15 protein-coding genes are annotated in these 18,266 nt (G+C 72.1%); 7 read left to right on the top strand and 8 right to left on the bottom strand.

Going from position 1 to position 18,266, the window contains the following annotated elements:
• From ABZ567_RS22915 to ptsP, 3 genes are all read left to right on the top strand, one after another.
• Positions 1–231 (top strand): hypothetical protein (locus ABZ567_RS22915; protein ID WP_360792794.1); only part of this gene is annotated, 231 nt, incomplete at its 5' end.
• Between the two features lie 281 nt (positions 232–512).
• Positions 513–962 carry a PTS glucose transporter subunit IIA gene (locus ABZ567_RS22910; RefSeq protein WP_360792792.1) on the top strand — a complete coding sequence of 150 codons (450 nt, stop codon included), beginning with the start codon at positions 513–515 and terminating at the stop codon, positions 960–962.
• 80 nt (positions 963–1,042) lie between these two features.
• The gene (ptsP, locus tag ABZ567_RS22905) at positions 1,043–2,713 is read left to right on the top strand and encodes a phosphoenolpyruvate--protein phosphotransferase (RefSeq protein WP_360792790.1); all 1,671 of its coding nucleotides are present in this window, start codon (positions 1,043–1,045) and stop codon (positions 2,711–2,713) included.
• A gap of 71 nt (positions 2,714–2,784) precedes the next feature.
• Here the strand turns inward: ptsP and ABZ567_RS22900 are convergent, their stop codons facing one another.
• Positions 2,785–3,684, bottom strand: coding sequence for a hypothetical protein (locus ABZ567_RS22900; RefSeq protein ID WP_360792788.1), 900 nt, complete (start codon positions 3,682–3,684; stop codon positions 2,785–2,787).
• A 22-nt stretch (positions 3,685–3,706) separates the two neighbouring features.
• Positions 3,707–4,999, bottom strand: a complete 1,293-nt coding sequence (locus ABZ567_RS22895; RefSeq protein ID WP_360792786.1) for an MFS transporter — start codon at positions 4,997–4,999, stop codon at positions 3,707–3,709.
• Positions 5,000–5,045: 46 nt separating this feature from the next.
• Here ABZ567_RS22895 and ABZ567_RS22890 point away from each other — a divergent pair, with 46 nt between their 5' ends.
• Positions 5,046–6,365, top strand: coding sequence for an aminotransferase class I/II-fold pyridoxal phosphate-dependent enzyme (locus tag ABZ567_RS22890; protein ID WP_360792784.1), 1,320 nt, complete (start codon positions 5,046–5,048; stop codon positions 6,363–6,365).
• 152 nt (positions 6,366–6,517) lie between these two features.
• On the opposite strand, the gene ABZ567_RS22885 is transcribed toward ABZ567_RS22890, so the two are convergent.
• On the bottom strand, positions 6,518–8,488 hold the full coding sequence (locus ABZ567_RS22885; RefSeq protein WP_360792782.1) for an acetoacetate--CoA ligase: 1,971 nt from the start codon (positions 8,486–8,488) through the stop codon (positions 6,518–6,520).
• Between the two features lie 215 nt (positions 8,489–8,703).
• Here ABZ567_RS22885 and ABZ567_RS22880 point away from each other — a divergent pair, with 215 nt between their 5' ends.
• Positions 8,704–11,136 (top strand): TIM-barrel domain-containing protein, encoded by a 2,433-nt coding sequence (locus tag ABZ567_RS22880; protein WP_360792780.1) that lies wholly within the window; start codon positions 8,704–8,706, stop codon positions 11,134–11,136.
• Between the two features lie 96 nt (positions 11,137–11,232).
• Here ABZ567_RS22880 and ABZ567_RS22875 read toward each other — a convergent pair whose 3' ends face one another.
• On the bottom strand, positions 11,233–11,793 hold the full coding sequence (locus ABZ567_RS22875; RefSeq protein WP_360792778.1) for an NUDIX domain-containing protein: 561 nt from the start codon (positions 11,791–11,793) through the stop codon (positions 11,233–11,235).
• On the opposite strand from ABZ567_RS22875, the gene ABZ567_RS22870 reads away from it, so the two are divergent.
• The gene (locus ABZ567_RS22870) at positions 11,792–12,613 is read left to right on the top strand and encodes a M15 family metallopeptidase (protein ID WP_360792776.1); all 822 of its coding nucleotides are present in this window, start codon (positions 11,792–11,794) and stop codon (positions 12,611–12,613) included. The genes ABZ567_RS22875 and ABZ567_RS22870 overlap by 2 nt on opposite strands.
• Before the next feature lie 221 nt (positions 12,614–12,834).
• Here ABZ567_RS22870 and ABZ567_RS22865 read toward each other — a convergent pair whose 3' ends face one another.
• From ABZ567_RS22865 to ABZ567_RS22850, 4 genes are read right to left on the bottom strand one after another with little or no spacing between them, the layout of a single operon-like run.
• Positions 12,835–13,440 carry an ATP/GTP-binding protein gene (locus ABZ567_RS22865; protein WP_360792774.1) on the bottom strand — a complete coding sequence of 202 codons (606 nt, stop codon included), beginning with the start codon at positions 13,438–13,440 and terminating at the stop codon, positions 12,835–12,837.
• Positions 13,421–13,840, bottom strand: coding sequence for a DUF742 domain-containing protein (locus tag ABZ567_RS22860; RefSeq protein ID WP_360792772.1), 420 nt, complete (start codon positions 13,838–13,840; stop codon positions 13,421–13,423). Before ABZ567_RS22860 ends, ABZ567_RS22865 begins: the two co-directional genes overlap by 20 nt.
• Before the next feature lie 10 nt (positions 13,841–13,850).
• Complete coding sequence (locus tag ABZ567_RS22855) at positions 13,851–14,288, bottom strand: roadblock/LC7 domain-containing protein (protein WP_360792770.1); 438 nt, start codon at positions 14,286–14,288, stop codon at positions 13,851–13,853.
• Positions 14,285–17,368, bottom strand: a complete 3,084-nt coding sequence (locus ABZ567_RS22850) for a nitrate- and nitrite sensing domain-containing protein (RefSeq protein WP_360792768.1) — start codon at positions 17,366–17,368, stop codon at positions 14,285–14,287. The genes ABZ567_RS22855 and ABZ567_RS22850 overlap by 4 nt, the downstream gene beginning before the upstream one ends.
• A gap of 524 nt (positions 17,369–17,892) precedes the next feature.
• On the opposite strand from ABZ567_RS22850, the gene ABZ567_RS22845 reads away from it, so the two are divergent.
• Positions 17,893–18,186, top strand: a complete 294-nt coding sequence (locus ABZ567_RS22845; protein WP_360792766.1) for a hypothetical protein — start codon at positions 17,893–17,895, stop codon at positions 18,184–18,186.
• Positions 18,187–18,266: the final 80 nt, after the last annotated feature.

Genomic DNA, 18,266 nt, shown 5'->3' with positions numbered 1-18,266 from the left:
CTGGCGTTGATTTTTGGCACGCTGTTGAGTTCTCAAGGAACGGACGCTTCCTTTGTACTCACCCTCTCGGGCTTTCCTCCGGGCTTCCCTTCGGTGTTTCGTGTTTCCAGATTAACAGATCCGATTCTTCGTTTCTGCCACCCACTGGAGCGGGCTGCTGGGTCGGAAATTGCTTTCGCTTTTCCGTTCCCGGCGGGGTCAAACACTACCAGGCTTTCCCGGTCCCTCTGACCACGTCCCTGCGAGCATGCAGAGGTGTAGACCACTGGGGTTAAGATCTGGCCTGGCAGTTGCTGCCAACCCGCGACTCAGGCCGCGTGGGGGTCAGGCAGAAGAACGACAGTACATCCCACCGCCAGTTGAGGCAAATCGTTGCCGGTGGTCCCTAGGTCCGTCCAACTGGTACGTCTCGGGCGGAACTGGGACTTCTTATGACTTACGCTTCACAACACTACGCCGTCCAGGACAGGTAGTGACGGCGCCACACAATCTCCGCCCCTGGGAGGCTTCCCATGTCAACCGTGACGTCGCCGCTTGCTGGACGCGCCATCGGTCTCGCCGCAGTTCCCGACCCGGTCTTCTCCGGTGCGATGGTCGGTCCCGGTACCGCCATCGATCCCGTACGTGAGCCCTCGGAGGCCGTCTCCCCCATCGACGGGGTCGTCGTCTCCATGCACCCCCACGCCTTCGTCGTCGTCGACGGCGAGGGGCACGGAGTGCTGACGCACCTCGGCATCGACACCGTTCAGCTCAACGGACAGGGCTTCGAGCTGCTCGTCAACAAGGGTGACACCGTGACCCGCGGACAGGCCGTCGTGCGCTGGAACCCCGCTGACGTCGAGGCCGCCGGCAAGTCCCCCATCTGCCCCGTCGTAGCGCTCGAGGCCACCGCGGACTCGCTGTCCGACGTCGTCGAAGACGGTGACGTGAAGGCCGGCGACGAACTCTTCGGCTGGCGCTGAGCCGGTTCGTCCTCGTGACGACCTCGAGTTCGACATTCAACGCGGCGGCGGGTGCCGCCGCTCTATCGGAGACGGGTGAGATGGAGACAACGCTGCGAGGCGTCGGCGTCAGCCACGGTGTGGCGATCGGCGAGGTCCGGCACATGGGTACGGCGGTTCTCGAGCCGCCGGCCAAGCAGATTCCGGCGGACGAGGCGGAGCGCGAACAGGGGCGTGCCCGGCAGGCCGTCGAGGCTGTCGCCGCCGACCTGATTGCGCGCGGCAATCTGGCCGGTGGAGAGGCGCAGCACGTGCTGGAGGCCCAGGCGATGATCGCCCAGGACCCGGAGCTCATCGCCGATGTCGACCGCCGGATCGCCGTGGGCAGCACGGCCGAGCGCGGTATCTACGACGCGTTCTCCCACTACCGCGAGCTGCTCGCGGGTGCCGGCGAGTACATGGCCGGTCGTGTGGCCGACCTGGACGACGTGCGGAACCGGATCGTCGCGCGGCTGCTCGGCGTGCCGATGCCCGGTGTGCCGGACAGCGACGAGCCGTACGTGCTGATCGCTCGGGACCTGGCGCCCGCCGACACGGCGCTGCTCGACCCGGCGCTCGTGCTCGGGTTCGTGACGGAAGAGGGTGGGCCGACCAGTCACAGCGCGATTCTGGCGCGGGCGCTCGGTGTGCCGGCCATCGTCGCGCTGCCCGGCGCGGGTGAGCTGGCCGAGGGCACGCTCATCGCGGTCGACGGTTCGACCGGTGAGCTCTTCGTGGACCCGAGCGAGGAGAAGAAGGCGTCGCTGACGAAGGCCGCCGCCGAGCGGAAGGCCGCGTTGGCCACGTCCAGCGGTCCTGGTGCGACCTCGGACGGGCACAAGGTTCCGCTGCTCGCCAACATCGGTGGTCCGGCGGACGTGCCGGCCGCAGTGGAGGCCGGGGCGGAGGGCGTCGGTCTCTTCCGTACGGAGTTCCTCTTCCTGGACGACAGCGAGAAGGCCCCGTCCGAGGAGAAGCAGGTGGAGGCCTACCGGAAGGTGCTGGAGGCCTTCCCGGAGGGCCGTGTGGTCGTGCGGGTGCTGGACGCCGGCGCCGACAAGCCGCTGGACTTCCTGACACCGGTGGACGAGCCGAACCCGGCGCTCGGTGTGCGGGGGCTGCGGTCGCTGCTCGAGCACCCGGAGGTGCTGCGGACGCAGCTGACCGCGCTGGCGAGGGCGGCCGAGGGGCTGCCCGTGTACCTCGAGGTCATGGCTCCGATGGTGGCCGACCGCACGGACGCGAAGGCGTTCGCCGACGCGTGCCGTGAGGCGGGACTGCGGGCGAAGTTCGGTGCGATGGTCGAGATTCCGTCGGCCGCGCTGCGGGCGCGCTCGATCCTCCAGGAGGTCGAGTTCCTGTCGCTCGGCACCAACGACCTGGCGCAGTACACCTTCGCGGCCGACCGACAGGTCGGTGCGGTGTCGCGGCTCCAGGACCCGTGGCAGCCCGCGCTGCTCGATCTGGTGGCGCTGTCGGCCGAGGCGGCCAAGGCCGAGGGCAAGAGCTGTGGTGTCTGCGGCGAGGCTGCTTCGGATCCGCTGCTGGCCTGTGTGCTGACGGGTCTGGGGGTCACCTCCCTGTCCATGGGTGCGGCGTCGATTCCGTATGTGCGGGCGACGCTGGCCAAGTACACGCTGGCGCAGTGCGAGCGGGCCGCCGCCGCGGCGCGTGCGGCGGACTCGGCTGAGGAGGCCCGTGTGGCCGCGCAGGCGGTGCTGTCCGGGGAGTGATTCCCGGGTGTTGTCGACGAAGGGGCTTTCCGTCACCGAGGTGGCGGGGAGCCCCTTCGTCGTGGGTGGGGTCAGTGGTGGCCGGTCCAGTCGTCGTCGGGGTCGGGGACGAGGGGGAAGCCGGCTCGGTGGTCCACGCCCGGTTCCGGGGAGAGCGGTTCCCCGGTGCGGGCGTCGGTGCAGTAGGCGGCGAAGACCTCGGCTTCGGTCAGGGGGGTGAGGGTGCCGCCGGTGAGGCGCCAGCCGTGGAGTCGGTCGCGCTCGCCCACGTTGCTGGTGCGCAGGACGAGTCCGCCGGGGGCCCCGAGGGCGATGCCGGCGGCGAGGACCGCGGTGAACTCGGCGGCTGCGGCGTCGTCGGCGGTGGCGGCTCCCGGGGTGCCGTGGGCGTGGAGGACGGCGAGGAGTTGGTCGTCAGCCGCCGGGACGCTGCACACGAGGTGGTGGGTGCCGGGGCCCGCCGCGTCGAGGAGTCGGGCGAGGAGCCGGGCGGCCCGCTCGAAGGCGGCCTTGCCGATGTCCTTGCCACAGGTGGCGCAGTCGCCGGTGGTGGCGAGGACGGTGGTGGCGTACTCCCAGGTGGCGTGGCGGACGGCGGTGTCGATGAGCTCGGGCAGGAGGGTGCTGAGGGGCTGCCCGGTGTAGGTGACCTGAGCGCCGGTGGCGGCGAGGTGGGCGGTGAAGCGGCTGCGGCTGGTGGGGTGGTCGGGGTCGATAACGGTCTCGGCGCAGTAGGCCGCGTACTCGTCGGGGTCGAAGAGGGTGACGGTGGTGTGTCCGCCCTGGGTGGCGAGGGTCCTGAGCAGGGCCTCGACCTGCCGGAGATAGGTGGTGTGGTCGTCGAAGGCGAAGGTCCGGTACTGGCGCATGGCCATGAAGTCGTGCTCGTCGGCGAGGAGGCCGACGGTGCTGGGGACTTCGCGGCGCAGGGCGCGCCGGAGGTGTGCCTGGGTGGTGCCGGTCCGCGTCATGTCTCCCCCTGGTTCGGTCCGATCAATGGTCACTCACCGTAACCGTCGCCACTGACAGTGACGGTTCGGCCAGGCGTCGCCGGACCTGGCGGCTCTGGGCGGCGCTGGTGGCGATGAGAGCCGCGCCGAGGACGGGCCAGGCGAAGGGGCCGGCGGAGATCAGTCCGGCCACGAGGAGGGGGCCGGCGAAGCGCTGGGTGGACTGGGCGAGGCCGTGAACTCCGAGGTAGGCGCCCTGGGCTTCGCCGGGGGCCAGGGCGACCGAGAGTTCCCAGGACGCGATGGTGTGGAGCATCTCGGCGAAGGTGAGGGCGACGGCTGCGGTGATCAGGGCGGCGACGGAGAGGGCGCGGCCGCCGAGGGCGGAGACGGTGAGGGCGAGCGTACCGACGGCGAAGAGCCCCGCGAGGGGGGCCAGAAGGCGTCGGGCGGCGTCGGTGGTGGAGCCGTATCGGGAGAGCGGGACCTGGAAGATGACGACGAGCGCGCTGTTGGCGACTATCAGGAGCGGGGCGAGGCCGACGGGGGCGTCGGTGGCGTGGACGATCCAGAGCGGGAGGGCGACCTGGAGGATCGAGTCGTGGAGGAAGAGGACCGATTCGCCCGCGGTGAAGGCGAGGAAGCCGCGGTCGCGCCACGGGGTGGGGCGCCCGGTGGCGGGGGTCGGCCCGGTGGCGGTGGACGCCGCGGCGACCTGGGAGTCGGCGGGGGCCGGGGGTTCGGCACAGCGGAGGGTGAGGGCCGCCATCACGAGGTAGGAGAGGGCGTCTCCGACGAGCAGGACATGGAAGGCGGTGGTGGTGCCGACGGCGAGGGCGGCTGCCGAGCCGAGTCCGCCGAGGGTCCAGCCGATGTTGGAGGTGGTGCGGTTGATCGCCTGGTAGCGCACACGGTCGGGTCCGGCGACCCGGGCCGCGTACAGCTTGGTGAGGACGTTGGTGGCGCGGTCGGGGAGCGCGCCGGCCGCGGAGAGGAGGACCAGCAGCAGGTAGTCGTCGGTGGCGAGGAGGGCGAGGAGGGCGGTGGCGCGCAGCAGTTGGGTGCAGATGATGACGCGGACGAGGGGGAAGCGGTCGGCGAGGAGACCACCAAGGGGGGCGCCGGCGATGCCGACCGCGCCGGAGAGGGCGATGAGGAGGCCGACCTGGCCGAGCCCGAGGCCGGTGACGTAGGTAAAGTAGAGGGCCATGGCCGTGGACCAGAGCCCCGTGCCGCACTTGTCGATGAAGCCGATGACGAGCATGCGGTGGCCGTCAGGGCCTCCGGGGATGCGGTCCTTGAAGGCGGTGCGGGTGAAGCGTGTGGTGCGGCTCAATGGATCCCCCTTGCCAACTATTTTGTATTGATACATAATTGATTATGTGGCAGCACAATATGCGATCGTAGGGACGACGGCCAAGGGGATTGCCGCGTCCGTGGAGCAGGGTGTGACCGAGGGCGGGCTCGCCCCGGGCGACGCCCTGCCGCCCGTGCGGAGGCTGGCGGACGCGCTGGGAGTGAGTCCGGGGACCGTCGCGACGGCCTACAAGGAGCTGCGGCAGCGGGGGCTGATCGTCACGCGCGGGCGGGGCGGGACCGTGGTGGCCGAGGTTCCGTCAGTGGCCTCCCGGCGCCCGCCGCGCGTGCCGGAGGGCCTGGTGGACCTGGCGGGCGGCCATCCGGACCCGGCCTTCCTTCCCGTACTGCGGCCGCCGTCGGCGGTGACTCCGGTCTACGGGTCCCATCGCGCCACGCCCCGGCTCGCGGCGCTCGAGGAGGTGACCCGGGCGTGGTTCGAGCGTGACGGAGTGCCCGCGCGGCACGTGACCTTCGCGCACGGGGCCCTGGACTGCATCGCGCGGCTCCTGTCGACGGAGCTGCGGCCCGGTGACGCGGTGGCCGTGGAGGACCCCGGATTCCACCATCTGCTGGACCTGGTACCGGCGTTGGGGCTTCGGATGGTCCCGGTGGCCGTGGACGGTGAGGGGCTCGAACCGGAGTCGCTGCGGACGGCGCTTCGGGGCGGGGTCCGCGCGGTGGTGTGCAGCCCCCGGGGCCAATGTCCGACCGGGGCGTTCTTCACCCGGTCACGGCGGGACCAACTCGTGGCGGTGCTGAGGGAGTTCCCCGAGGTTCTCGTCGTCGAGGACGACCACAACGCGGAGATCGGCGGGGCCGCGGCGCACACGCTCGCGGCCGCGGGGCTCGACCGGTGGGCGCAGGTGCGGACGGTGTCGAAGCACCTCGGCATCGATCTGCGGTGGGCGGGGGTCGCGTGCGACGCGGTGACGCTGGCGCGGCACGACGGACGGATGCTGATGACCTCCGGCTGGGTCAGTCACCTACTCCAGGAGACCGTGGCCGGCCTCCTCGGCGACCCCGCGGTACGCGTGCGCGTGGCGGCGGGCGAGGTGGCGTACGGGGAGCGGCGCGCGGCGCTGATCGGGGCGCTCGGGACGTACGGGATCCGTGCGGTCGGGGCGAGCGGGCTGAACGTGTGGGTGCCGGTGCGGGACGAGTCGGCGGTCGTCAACGGCCTGCGGACGCAGGGGTGGTGGGTCGCCGCGGGGGCGCGGTTCCGGATCGGGGCCCCGCCCGCGGTACGGATCACGACGGCGACGCTCGCGCCCGGCGACGCGACGCGCCTCGCCGCGGACTTCGCGGAGGTGCTCGGGGACGCTCAGGCGACGTACGGCGGGTGAGGCGGAAGGGTGCCGGGACGCTTCGGGGCCTGGAAGCGTCCCGGCGCCGACGACCAGGCGTGGGCAAGGGCGAGGCGGGCGGTGCTGTCGTGTCCCCGAGCGTGCTGTGATGCCCCCGGCGCGTTGCCGGGGGCACCGGGGGCGTATCCCGGTCAGCCTCGTCGGGAGGCCGCCAGCGTCTCGTAGAAGTGGAGGAGGCCGAGGTCGTCGACCGAGCCCGCGTTGACGGCCTTGGCCAGGGGGGTGCCCTGGAGGAGGCGTTTGACCGGGACCTCGATGCGCTTGCCGGTCAGCGTGTGCGGGACGCCCGGGACCTCGATGATCTCGTCCGGGACGTGGCGCGGGGAGAGCTCGCTGCGGATCGTCCGCTTGATGCGGGCGATCAGCTCGTCGTCGAGGGTGGCGCCCTCGACGAGGTGGACGAAGAGCGGCATCCAGTAGCCGCCGTCCGGCTCCTCCAGGCCGATCACGAGGGATTCGCGGATCTCCGGGAGGCGTTCCACGGCCTCATAGATGTCGGCGCTCCCCATCCGTACGCCCTGGCGGTTCAGGGTGGAGTCGGAGCGGCCGTGGATGACGACCGAACCGTGGTCGGTGATCGTGATCCAGTCGCCGTGGCGCCAGGCGCCCGGGAACATCTCGAAGTAGCTGTCGCGGTAGCGGCTGCCGTCGGGGTCGTTCCAGAAGTGGATCGGCATGGACGGCATGGGGTTGGTGACGACGAGTTCGCCCACCTCGCCGATGACGGGCTTGCCGGAGGGGTCCCAGGCTTGGAGATCGGTGCCGAGGCCCGCCGCCTGCAGCTCACCGATGTGGACCGGCAGGGTCGGGACGGCGCCCGCGAAGCAGGAGCACACGTCGGTGCCGCCGCTCACGGAGGCGATCCAGAGGTTCTCGCGGACCTCGTCGTGGAGCCAGCGGAAGCCGTCGGGCGGCAGCGGGGAGCCGGTGGTGGCGACGCACTTCACCGCCGACAGGTCGAAGTCGCGGCCGGGGTGGACGTCCGCCTTGGCGCAGGCCATGACGTACGCGGCGGAGGTGCCGTACAGGGTGGCGCGGGTGCGCTCGGCGACGCGCCACTGGGCGGCGGTGTCCGGGTAGCCGGGGCTGCCGTCGTACAGCACGACGGTCGTCCCGGTGAGAAGGCCGGAGACCAGGAAGTTCCACATCATCCAGCCGGTGGACGTGTACCAGAAGAACACGTCCTCGGGCCCGAGGTCGCAGTGCAGGCCCAGCTGCTTGACGTGCTCGACGAGGATGCCGCCCTGGGACTGGACGATCGCCTTGGGAAGGCCCGTCGTACCGGAGGAGTACAGGACCCACAACGGGTGCGAGAACGGGACCTGCTCGTAGACCGGTTCGACGTCGCCGGCGACGAGGTCGGCCCAGGCGAGCGTGCCGTCGGGGGCCGGGGTGCCGAGGAGCGGGATGTGGACGACCGCGCGGAGGGTGGGCAGCTCGGCGCGGAGCTCGGCGACGGTGTCGCGGCGGTCGTGCTCCTTGCCGCCGTAGCGGTAGCCGTCGACCGTGAAGAGGACGACCGGCTCGACCTGCTGGAAGCGGTCGAGGACGCTGCGGGCGCCGAAGTCCGGGGCGCAGGAGGTCCACACGCCGCCGACGGCGGCGGTGGCGAGGAGGGCCACGACGGACTGCGGGACATTGGGCAGGTAGCCGCTCACCCGGTCCCCGGGCCGCACGCCGAGGGCACGGAGTTCGGCGGCGAGGGAGCCGACCTGGCGGCGGAGCTCGGCCCACGTGGTCCCCACGGGGTCATGTGTCTCGTCCACATGGAGCAGGGCCGTGTCATGGGGGCGCTCGTCGGCGGCCCGCAGGGCGTGCTCGGCGTAGTTGAGGGTGGCGCCGGGGAACCAGTCGGCGCCGGGCATCGACCGGTCTCCGATGACCCGCTCGTACGGGGTGGCGAAGCGGATGTCGAACCACTCGACGATCGCCTTCCAGAAGGCTTCGAGCTCGTCGACCGACCAGCGGTGGAGCGCCGGGTACCCGCCTTCGGCCGGGGCGCCGTGGTGTTCGGCCGCCCAGGTCTGGAAGCGGGTCACGGCGGCCGTGGCGATGCGTTCCTCGTCCGGCTGCCAGAGCGGCTCGGTCTGCGCTGATGTCATTGGGGCGGCTCCCTGGCTGTACGCGGGGTCGGCGTGTGTCCCGCGCACGTGCTGGGGTGTGCGCGCGACGCGGCTGACAGGACGATGCCATGTGATCGTCTTTCGCACCAGGTCTGCCCGCCCATGGTCGGACAGTTGAATATGTGCCCCCACCACGGGTGAACGGAAGTTGAACGGAGCTCGTATCGCCCCTGGTGGGTGGCAGGGTGATCACCATGGACGGTCGGGAACTGGTGCGTTCGATCAAGCTGTTCGGCGCGGTGTGGGGATGGCGGACGGTGCGGGCGGCGTGGCGGCAGCGCCGTACGGATGCGTGGGGGCTGCCGCCGCGAGGGCCGGAGCGGGCTCGGGTGCCGGGGCTCGCGACGGCGGCGGAGGCCGCGCCTGGCGGGGGGACGATCCGTTTCACGCGGTCCTCGCTGCGGATCTGTGTGTCGTCGGGCGGCACCGTGTTCTGGGGGTGGGACGGAGCCGGGCCGCTTCCCTCGTACGCCTTGGCCGGTGAGGCGCCCGACCCGGACCCCCGGGCCTCCCTGGAGCCGGACACCGACGGCGGCTGGCGGATCGTGTCGGAGCGGGTGACGGTGGCGGTCTCCCGGCACGGGGCGGTGGAGATCCGGACGCCGGGCGGGGTGATGCTGCGGCGGGACCTGCCGCCCCGCTGGTGGGAGCCGGTGGCGAGTGGGGCGCCGGGCCGTGGTCCCGGGGCCATGGCCGTCACCGAGAAGGTCGAGGGTGAGCGGGCCGGGACGGTGGCGGCCGGAACCGCGCGCTGGGTGCAGCGGAGCGAGGTGCCGGCGGACGCGCGCTTCTTCGGCCTGGGCGGGCGGTCGGCGGGGCCGCGGCTGCGGGACGGCTCGTACCGGCTCTGGAACACCGACCCGAAGGGGAGTTTCGGCCCCGGGGACGATCCGCTCTACCTCACCATGCCGGTGCAGTTCGTCGTCTCCGACGCCGGGACCCACCTCGCGTTCCACGACAACTCCTGGGACGGCCGAGTCACCCTGGCGGAGGGTGAGGAAGGGGCGGGGTCGGGGCACGACCGGCCGGGGACCAGCGAGGTCCGGATGGACGGCGGGCCGCTGCGCGGCTGGGTGGTCGTCGGCACCCCCGCGCGCGTACTCCACGGTTGGGCCGCGCTGACGGGTGCTCCCGCGCTGCCGCCGGACTGGGCCCTCGGACCTCAGCACGCGCGCTGGGGGTTCGGGAGCGCGCGGGAGGTGCGCCGGGTCGTCGCCGGGTACCGGGAGCGCGGGCTGCCGCTGGCCGCCGTGCACCTGGACATCGACCACTACGACGAGCACCGGGTGTTCACGGTCGACCGGGAGCGGTTCCCCGATCTGCCGGGGCTCGCGGCGGAGCTGCGGGAACAGGGCGTCCGGCTCGTGTCGATCGTGGACCCGGCGGTGAAGGCCGAGCCGGGCAACCCCGTGTACGACAGCGGGCGGGCCGCGGGGGCCTTCGTCCGGGACCCTCGGGGCGAGGAGGTGCGGGGGGTGGTGTGGCCGGGCGAGTGCGCCTATCCGGATTTCACCGATCCCGCGGTACGGGAGTGGTGGGGCGGCCTCTACGAGGAGCGGCTCCAGCAGGGCTTCGCCGGGGTCTGGCACGACATGAACGAGCCGGTGGCCTTCGCCCCTTTCGGCGACATGACGCTGCCGCGATCCGCGCGGCACGCCCTGGACGGCCGGGGCGGGGACCACCGCGAGGCGCACAACGTGTACGGCCTCACGATGGCGCGGGCCGGATACGAGGGGCTGTGCCGGTTGCGGCCCGACGAGCGGCCCTTCCTCTTCTCGCGGTCCGGCTGGGCGGGGATGCAGCGGTACGGGGGCACCTGGTCGGGTGACGTGTCGACGGGCTGGCCGGGGCTGCGGGCCTCGCTCGCCCTGGTCCTGGGGCTCGGGCTGTGCGGGGTGCCGTACTCGGGGCCCGACGTGGGCGGTTTCGACGGCAGCCCGACCCCGGAGCTGTTCCTGCGCTGGTACCAGCTGGGGGCGTGGCTGCCGCTGTTCCGTACGCACGCGGCGATCGGCGCGGGGCGGCGCGAACCGTGGGAGTTCGGTCCGGAGGTCCTGGAGCACGCGCGCGTGGCGCTGGCCGAAAGGGAACGCCTGCGGCCGTACTTCACGACCCTGGCCCGGCTCGCCCGGATGACGGGCGCCCCGTACGTACGCCCCCTGTGGTGGGGAGCGCCCGAGGACCGGATGCTGCGCGACTGCGAAGACGCGTTCCTGCTCGGCGACGCGCTCCTCGTGGCGCCCGTTCTGAGCGGGGGCGCCGACCGGCGGGCGGTACGGCTGCCGCGCGGACGCTGGTACGACACGGCGACGGGGCAGGCGTACGAGGGGCCCGGGCAGGTGCTGCTCGACGCGCCGCTCTCCCGGATCCCGGTCCTGGCGCGGGCGGGGGCGGTGCTCCCGGTGCGCGGCGAGGACGGCGCCCTGGCCCTGGAGGTGTGGGCGCCGGCCAGGGGGCGGACGGGCGGGGGGCTCGTCGTACGGGACACGGGGGACGGCTGGGAGCCGGCCGAGATCGAGCGGTACCAGTCCCGGCTGGTGGAGGGCCGGGTCGTGGTGGAGCGGGTGACGGACGACGGGGTGGAGGCGCCGGGGCTGCCGGTGCGGGTACGGGGTGTGGTGACGTGACGGTGCGGGGTGTGGTGACGTGACGGTGTGACCGTGTGACCGTGTGACGGTGTGGTGCGTACCCGGACCTGCGGGCGGGGCCCCGGAGCGGGGCCGTCAGCCGTATGTGCCCGCGAACCACCTGCGTACCGCCTCCGTGTGGAGGGGGAACGCCAGGTCCACCGGTGCGTGGAGCACGTGGTGGCCGTTCGTCTCGTCCGTCGGGGCGGAGGGCGGGAGGTCCCTGGCCGGGCGGGGCGGGAGGAGGCCGAAGAGGAGGAGGTGGCCGCCCGGGGAACTCATCGCGTCGGCGAGTCGGACCCCCTCTGCGGAGGCCTCGATGCCGGTCTCCTCGCGCAGTTCGCGGGTGACGGCCGTGCGCCAGTCCTCACCGTGGTCGATGAACCCGCCGGGCAGGGCGACCCCGCCCCGCGCCGGCTCGATGGTGCGGGTGATGACGACGAGGCCCGTGGCCGCTTTGTCGGTGACCGGGAGCAGGGCGACTGCCACGGGCAGCGGGTTGCGGTAGGCGGTGTGGCCGCAGGCCGGGCAGGTACGGGGCCAGCCGGCGTCGGCCGGGTGGGCGGCGCCGCAGCAGGAGCAGTGGGAGTCCTTCACGGCCCGACCGTACGCGATCACCCTTTCTCGGCGCTGCCGGAACTGATAGACGGTGTGCATGACAGGACTTGCTTCCGCTTTCCGTACCCTCGCCGTCACGGCCGCCGCCGGACTGCTCGCCGCCACGGGCGCTGTCGTCGCCCCCGCTCCCCCGGCGTCGGCCGCGCCGGAGCCGAAGGCCCCAGGGGAGTTCGTGGCCCTGAGCTCCGTGGACCGGACGATCCTTCAGGAGATGCGCTACACGACTCCGCACAACTTCGTGGGTGAGCCGGTGGACGGCTACCGGCAGCCGCTGTGCATCCTGACCCGGCCGGCCGCCGAGGCCCTGCACCGCGCGCAGGTGCGTCTTCTCGCGCGCGGATACACGCTGAAGGTGTACGACTGCTACCGGCCGCAGCGGGCCGTCGACCACTTCGTGCGGTGGGCGAAGGACCTGGGGGACGAGCGGATGAAGAAGGAGTTCTATCCGCTCGTCGACAAGTCGAGACTGTTCGCGGACGGGTACATCGCGGAGAAGTCGGGACACAGCCGTGGGTCGACGGTGGATCTGACGATCGTGCGGCTGCCGGCGGCGCCCACGCGCGCGTACGTGCCGGGCGAGAGGCTGGTGGAGTGCTACGCGCCGCAGTCGGAGCGGTTCCCCGACAACGCCGTGGACATGGGCACCGGCTACGACTGTTTCGACACGCTCTCGCACACCGACGACCCTCGGATCCAGGGCGTGCAGCGGGCCCATCGGCAGCTGCTCAAGACGGCGCTCGCCGAGCAGGGATTCGTGAACCTGCCGGAGGAGTGGTGGCACTACACGTTCAAGCCGGAGCCCTTCCCGAGCACGTTCTTCGACTTCCCGGTGGCGCGGAGGTCGGTGGCCGGTCACTGAGCCTTAGGCGTCCGGCGCACCCGTGCCAGCCTTCTGACGCATCGCCAGATGGTGCGGTGATCGGTGGTACGGAGGCGCCGACCGGTGATTGGCCCGGTGCTTCACCGGTGAAGACGGCCGATCTGGCCGTCGGGGCGGAGGTCGAAGTGGTGCCCGGCGTCGAGAAGGCCCCCGCGCGCGGGGGCCTTCCCTCAGGTCGTCGCGCCCGCGTGGGGCGACTGTCAGGTCGTCGCGCCCGCGTGGGTCCGGTCGGCGAGGACCAGGGCGTGTTGGACGACGGCCACGAGGACGTTCTTCACGGACTCCCGGTCGCGGGCGTCGCACATCATGAGTTCCACCTCGGGGTCCAGGTCGAGCGCCCCCCGCACGCTCTCGGCGGGAAAGCGCTGGGCGCCCTCGAAGCAGTTGACGGCCACGGTGAAGGGGATGCCGCGCCGCTCGAAGTAGTCGATGGCCGCGAAGCTGTCCTCCAGGCGGCGGGTGTCGGCCAGGACGACGGCGCCGAGCGCGCCCTGCGCCAGTTCGTCCCACAGGAACCAGAAACGGTCCTGGCCCGGAGTGCCGAACAAGTACAGGACGAGGTCCTCGCGGAGGGTGATCCGGCCGAAGTCCATGGCTACCGTGGTGGTCGTCTTGGTCTCCACGCCGTTCAGGTCGTCGACGGGCCGCCCCGCCTCGCTGAGGATCTCCTCCGTCCGCAGGGGCCTGATCTCGCTGACCGCGCCCACCAGGGTCGTCTTGCCGACCCCGAATCCGCCGGCGACCAGGATCTTCAGGGTCATCGGCTCGACGAAGGGCTTCTTGCGGCTAGAGCGCCCGAAGGCCATTGATCACCTCGCGGAGAATGCTCACGTCCGGCAGCTCGGCCGGCGGAACGGGGCGGGTCACGTGGACGAGTTCGTCCTCGACGAGGTCACCGACGAGAACCCGGACCACCCCGACGGGGAGGTCGAGTCCGGCGGCGAGCTCGGCGATCGACTGGGGCTGCTCGGAGCAGCGTTCGACGATCTCCACATGTTCTGGGGAGAGCGACTGGTCCCGGCCGGGATCGTCGGCGGCGGGCTCGGGAACGACCAGCGCGATCAGATCGAGCCGGTGACGGGTGGCGGCGCTGGTCCGGCCGCGGGTCATCGCGTACGGACGGACCACCGGCCCGGCCTCGTCGTCGAACCAGTGGTGCGGGGCCGGGCTCTGGTCCAGCTGGTTCCGCTCGGCTGCGTCACTCATGCCGTCCCACTCACCCCCCCGAGGACAGACCGGTCCGGGGGGCCGTCGCGAGGTGGATCCCGACCCGCTTCACCATCAGCGTCATCTCGTAGGCGACCTGACCCACGTCCGAGTCGGCGTCGGCGAGCACGGCCAGGCAGCTGCCGTCACCGGCGGCCGTCACGAAGAGGAAGGCGTCCTCCAGTTCGACGACCGTCTGACGGACCTGACCCGCGTCGAAGTGGCGTCCGACGCCCTTGGCGAGGCTGTGGAAGCCGGAGGCCACAGCGGCCAGGTGCTCGCCGTCCTCCCGGGTGAGGTCCTGGGACGCACCCGTGGCGAGGCCGTCGCTGGAGAGCACGAGGGCCTTCCGGATGGACCCGACGCGCTGGACGAGCTCGTCGAGGAGCCAGTTCAGTTCGCCGTTTCCGGAGGTGGTGCTGGGTGCTGCGGCGTTCGGTGCGGTCATCGACCGTCCCCCTCGGGTGTCGTTCCTTGTGCTGTCGGGTCGTCCGGGTCGGCGTTGTGCCGCCGTCCGCGCTGCCAGCCGCGCTGCATGGCGGCCATGCGCGCGCGTACCTCCTCGGCGTCGCGCTCGAAGGAGTCGGGATCCGCGGGCGTCGCGCCACCGCTCGTACGGGCGTCCCCGCGCCGACCCGCACCGCGGTCCGTCTGCCCACCGTTACCGCGGTCGGCCGGGCCTTCGCTCGCGCGCAGCTGCGGCGCGAGGCTCGCCTGGCGGACGCGGCGGGGCAGTCCGCCGAACGTCTCGGGGCCCCTGGGCGGTGGGGGTCCCTCCGCCGGGACGGGGACCAGGTTGGGGCCGGTGCCGGGCCGGGGGGTCGGCGGGTCGTCCTGGCCTGTGCCGCGGGCGAGGTGGCCCGGGGCGTCGGAGTGGACGGACGTCCGGCCGGGAGCGGGGTGCGCACGGCCGGTGAGCGACTGGTCCTGGGCGGGGAGGTGAGGATCCCGGGAGGGGAACGTCTGTGCGCGCTCGGGGCCTTCGTGGCCACGGCCGGGCAGCGGGTGAGCCGGGTCGGGAAGCGAGCGCGGCCCCTCGGGAAGCGAGTGAGCCCTGCCGGAGACGCTGTCGGGAGCCGCGTCGGCGGGGGTCGGGAGAGGCCGTGCGTGGCCCGGGTCGTCGGCACGCGCCGGGAAGGCCCGCGCGCGGTCCTGCTCCTCGGCGCCCGCCGGGAGGCCCCGCGCGCTGTCCGCGGCGTCGACGCGGCGGCCGTGGTCGACGACGAGCGTCGGGGTGACGCGGCGGCGCGGCAGCGGTACGGGGCCGAGGGGTCCCCCGGCGGTCGGCGTCTCGCCCTCGCCGTGGCCGTTCGTCCGGTCCGGGGCCCGCTGCTCGCCCGCGGGTGCGGGGCCGTTGCGGCGCCTGCCACGAGGCAGGAACAGGCCGCCGCGCTCGCTCTCGGTGTCGAGGAGGTCCGCCGATCGGTCGAGGAGCACGTCGAAGTCGCTGTCGACGGGTCCTTCGAGTTCGACGGGGCCGTCGAGCGGGGCGAGGCCCTCGGTCACGTCCGGGACCCTGGCGAGTGCCGGGCGCCGGCCGGGCGTCGCGCCGCCCTTGGGCGCCCCGTCCTCGGCCGGGGCGGTGCGGTCCAGTGTCTTGCGGTCCAGGCGGAAGCCCGCGCCCTGGGTCTCGGGGGCGTCGGTGAGCAGCGCTGCCGGGATGAAGACGACCGCGGTGGTGCCCCCGTACGGGGAGGTCTGGAGGGAGACGCGGACGTTCTGGCGCTGGGCCAGGCGGCTGACCACGAAGAGGCCGAGGCGATCGGTGTCCGAGAGCTCGAACTCGGGGGTCTCGGCGAGGCGCAGGTTCGCGTCGAGGAGAGCGTCGGGGTTCATGCCGAGGCCTCGGTCGTGGATCTCCAGGGTGAAGCCGTTGGCGACCCGTTCGCCGAGCACCTGGACGGCGGTGTGCGGCGGTGAGAACACCGTCGCGTTCTCCAGGAGTTCGGCGATGAGGTGGGTGAGGTCCGCGACGGCGGGGCCGCCCACGCCGAGACGGGGCAGCCTGCGGACCTCGATCCGCTCGTAGTCCTCGACCTCGGCGACGGCGGCGCGGACGACGTCCATGAGCTGGACGGGCTTGCGCCACTGCCGGGAGGGGGCTGCGCCGGAGAGGATGACGAGGCCTTCGGCGTGGCGACGCATACGGGTGGTGAGGTGGTCGAGCCGGAAGAGGTCGGCCAGCTCGTCGGTGTCCTCGGTGCGCCGTTCCATGGTGTCGAGGAGGGTGAGCTGGCGGTGGAGCAGGACCTGGTTGCGGCGGGCGAGGTTGACGAACACCTCGGACACGCCGCGCCGCAGCTCGGCCTGTTTCACCGCGGCCTCGACGGCGGCGCGCTGGAGGGTGTTGAGGGCCTGGCCGACCTGGCCGACCTCGTCCTCTCCGTAGGCCAGGTGGGGCACCTCGGTGACGACGTCGACCTGTTCGCCGGCGGCGAGTCTTCGCATGACGCTGGGGAGGCGTACGCCGGAGACCTCCTGGGCCTCCTTCTGGAGGCGGCGCAGGTCGCGGACGAGCTTGCGGCCGATCCGGACGGAGATGACGATCGAGGCGAGCAGGGCGAGGAAGCCGAGGACACCGGCGACGCCGGCCTTGAGGAGGACGCTGTACGCGGCGGGCTGGACCCGGTCCTGGTAGCGCTCGCCCGCGGCGGTGTTCTCGCGGGCCAGGTCGTCGAGGACGGGGCCCACGTGGTCCTGCCAGTAGGCGGGGGCGACGGCGCGCGGGTTGTCGGTGGGGCCCTGGTCGATGATCGCGTTCTCCGCGACGCGCAGGGGCCGGGTGCCGGGGCTGCGCCAGTACTTCTCGAAGCGTTCGCGCTCGGCGGCGGGGAGGAGTTCGAGGTTGACCTCGTAGAACTGCTCGCGGTTGGCGATGAGGTCGGAGATCTCGCGGATCTCCCGGGCGGTGACGCGGTCCGCGACCAGGGCGGAGAGGACGAGGGCGTCCTCGCGGGAGAGCAGCTCACGCGCGCGGGTGATGCCGACGAGAGCGCGGCCCTGCTTGTCCATCTCCACGTTCTCGAGGGCGTGGAGGGTGAGCAGGAAGCTGTAGCAGGGGTCGACCAGCCGGTTGTAGAAGTCGAGGGCCTGCATACGGCCGATGTCGCGCTTCTCCACGGAGCGGCGCAGTGAGGCGAGACCGTCGAGTGCTTCGAGGAGGGAGGTGAGCCGTTGGGCGGTGACGGGCCGCATCTCCTCCCGTACTCCGGGGTCGGCGGCGTTGGCGCGGATGCGGGCGATCTGGCGGTCGGTGGCCAGGCGGGTCTCGCGCAGGGAGCCGAGGGCGTCGGAGCCCCGGGGGTCAGCGAGGTAGATCAAGGACTGGCGGCGTTCGAGCTGGATGACCCGGGCGGTGTCCTCAAGGGGATAGCCGACCTTTTCGACGATGTATCCGATGTCGAGGAGCTGGTCGGCCTCGCGGCCGGTGAGGGTCGTGGCGAAGGCCCACAGACCGGTGAGGGAGACGAGCGGTACGAGGAGCAACGCCACGATCTTCCGGCGGATGGACTTCCCGCGAAAGCGCATGGCCTCCCCCAGCTCGGCCCCCGTTGAGCACGGGGGTCCTTCACGTTCGTGACGTCCGGCGTCAACACGCGGCGTCAACCTTGAGTTTCGACACTTGAGTTCCAACAAACGGCGGCGCGAGCCTACTACTGCATCAGGGGCTTCCCGAAGGCGTGTCCGCGCTATTTTCAGCCGGTCGAGTGAGTGTTGATCATGAGATGTCCTGGTATTCGGGGAGTTGGGGTCGGCCACTGTGGCGCAGGACACCTGATGACGCGCCATTTCACCGATGAACGGGGATGGCTGGAATTTTTCGTTCCGACCCGGTCTGTGTCACGTTCACCCGGGGGCGGGCGAAACCTTTTCCCTCTGGCGTGCGTCAATAGGTACGGGGAGGTTCTGTCCGTGTAAAGACGCTCAAGACGGGCAGCCGACCCTGGAGTCGTTCAGTGGTGGGGAGTGACAGGACAATGGAACACGAGGCGCGGGCGGCGCGGCAGTTGTGGGTGGATGAGGAGCGGGGCCGACGGAGGATGCCCGATCCGGTGCGTACCGCCGCCGTGCGGGCCGTGATCATCACCTCCGTGACGATCATCCAGGCCGTGGTGGCCTTCTTCTGCTCCTTGGCGGGCTCGTGGCTGGCGTTCCCGGTGACCGTCAGCGCGGTGGTCTTCACCGTCGTGGCCACCTGGAGTGTCCTCGACGTCTGGATCACCCGTCAGGTGTGGCGCCAGCGCAACGGTGTGGTGTCGGAGCCGAGCAGCACGGCCCGCAGCCCCCTCCGTGAGCACCACGAAGAGGGCCGCCCGGGGACGGCATCGCTGTCCGAGGCGGCCTGAGCCACGGACGGGACGAGAAGGCGGTACGGAGCAGGCGGTATGGAGCAGGGCAGCGGCCCGGCCCCCCTCGACAGGGGGCC

The sequence above is a fragment of the Streptomyces sp. NPDC016459 genome, from assembly GCF_040632845.1.
Lineage (GTDB): Bacteria > Actinomycetota > Actinomycetes > Streptomycetales > Streptomycetaceae > Streptomyces.
This window is presented reverse-complemented; position numbering and strand designations above follow the sequence as displayed.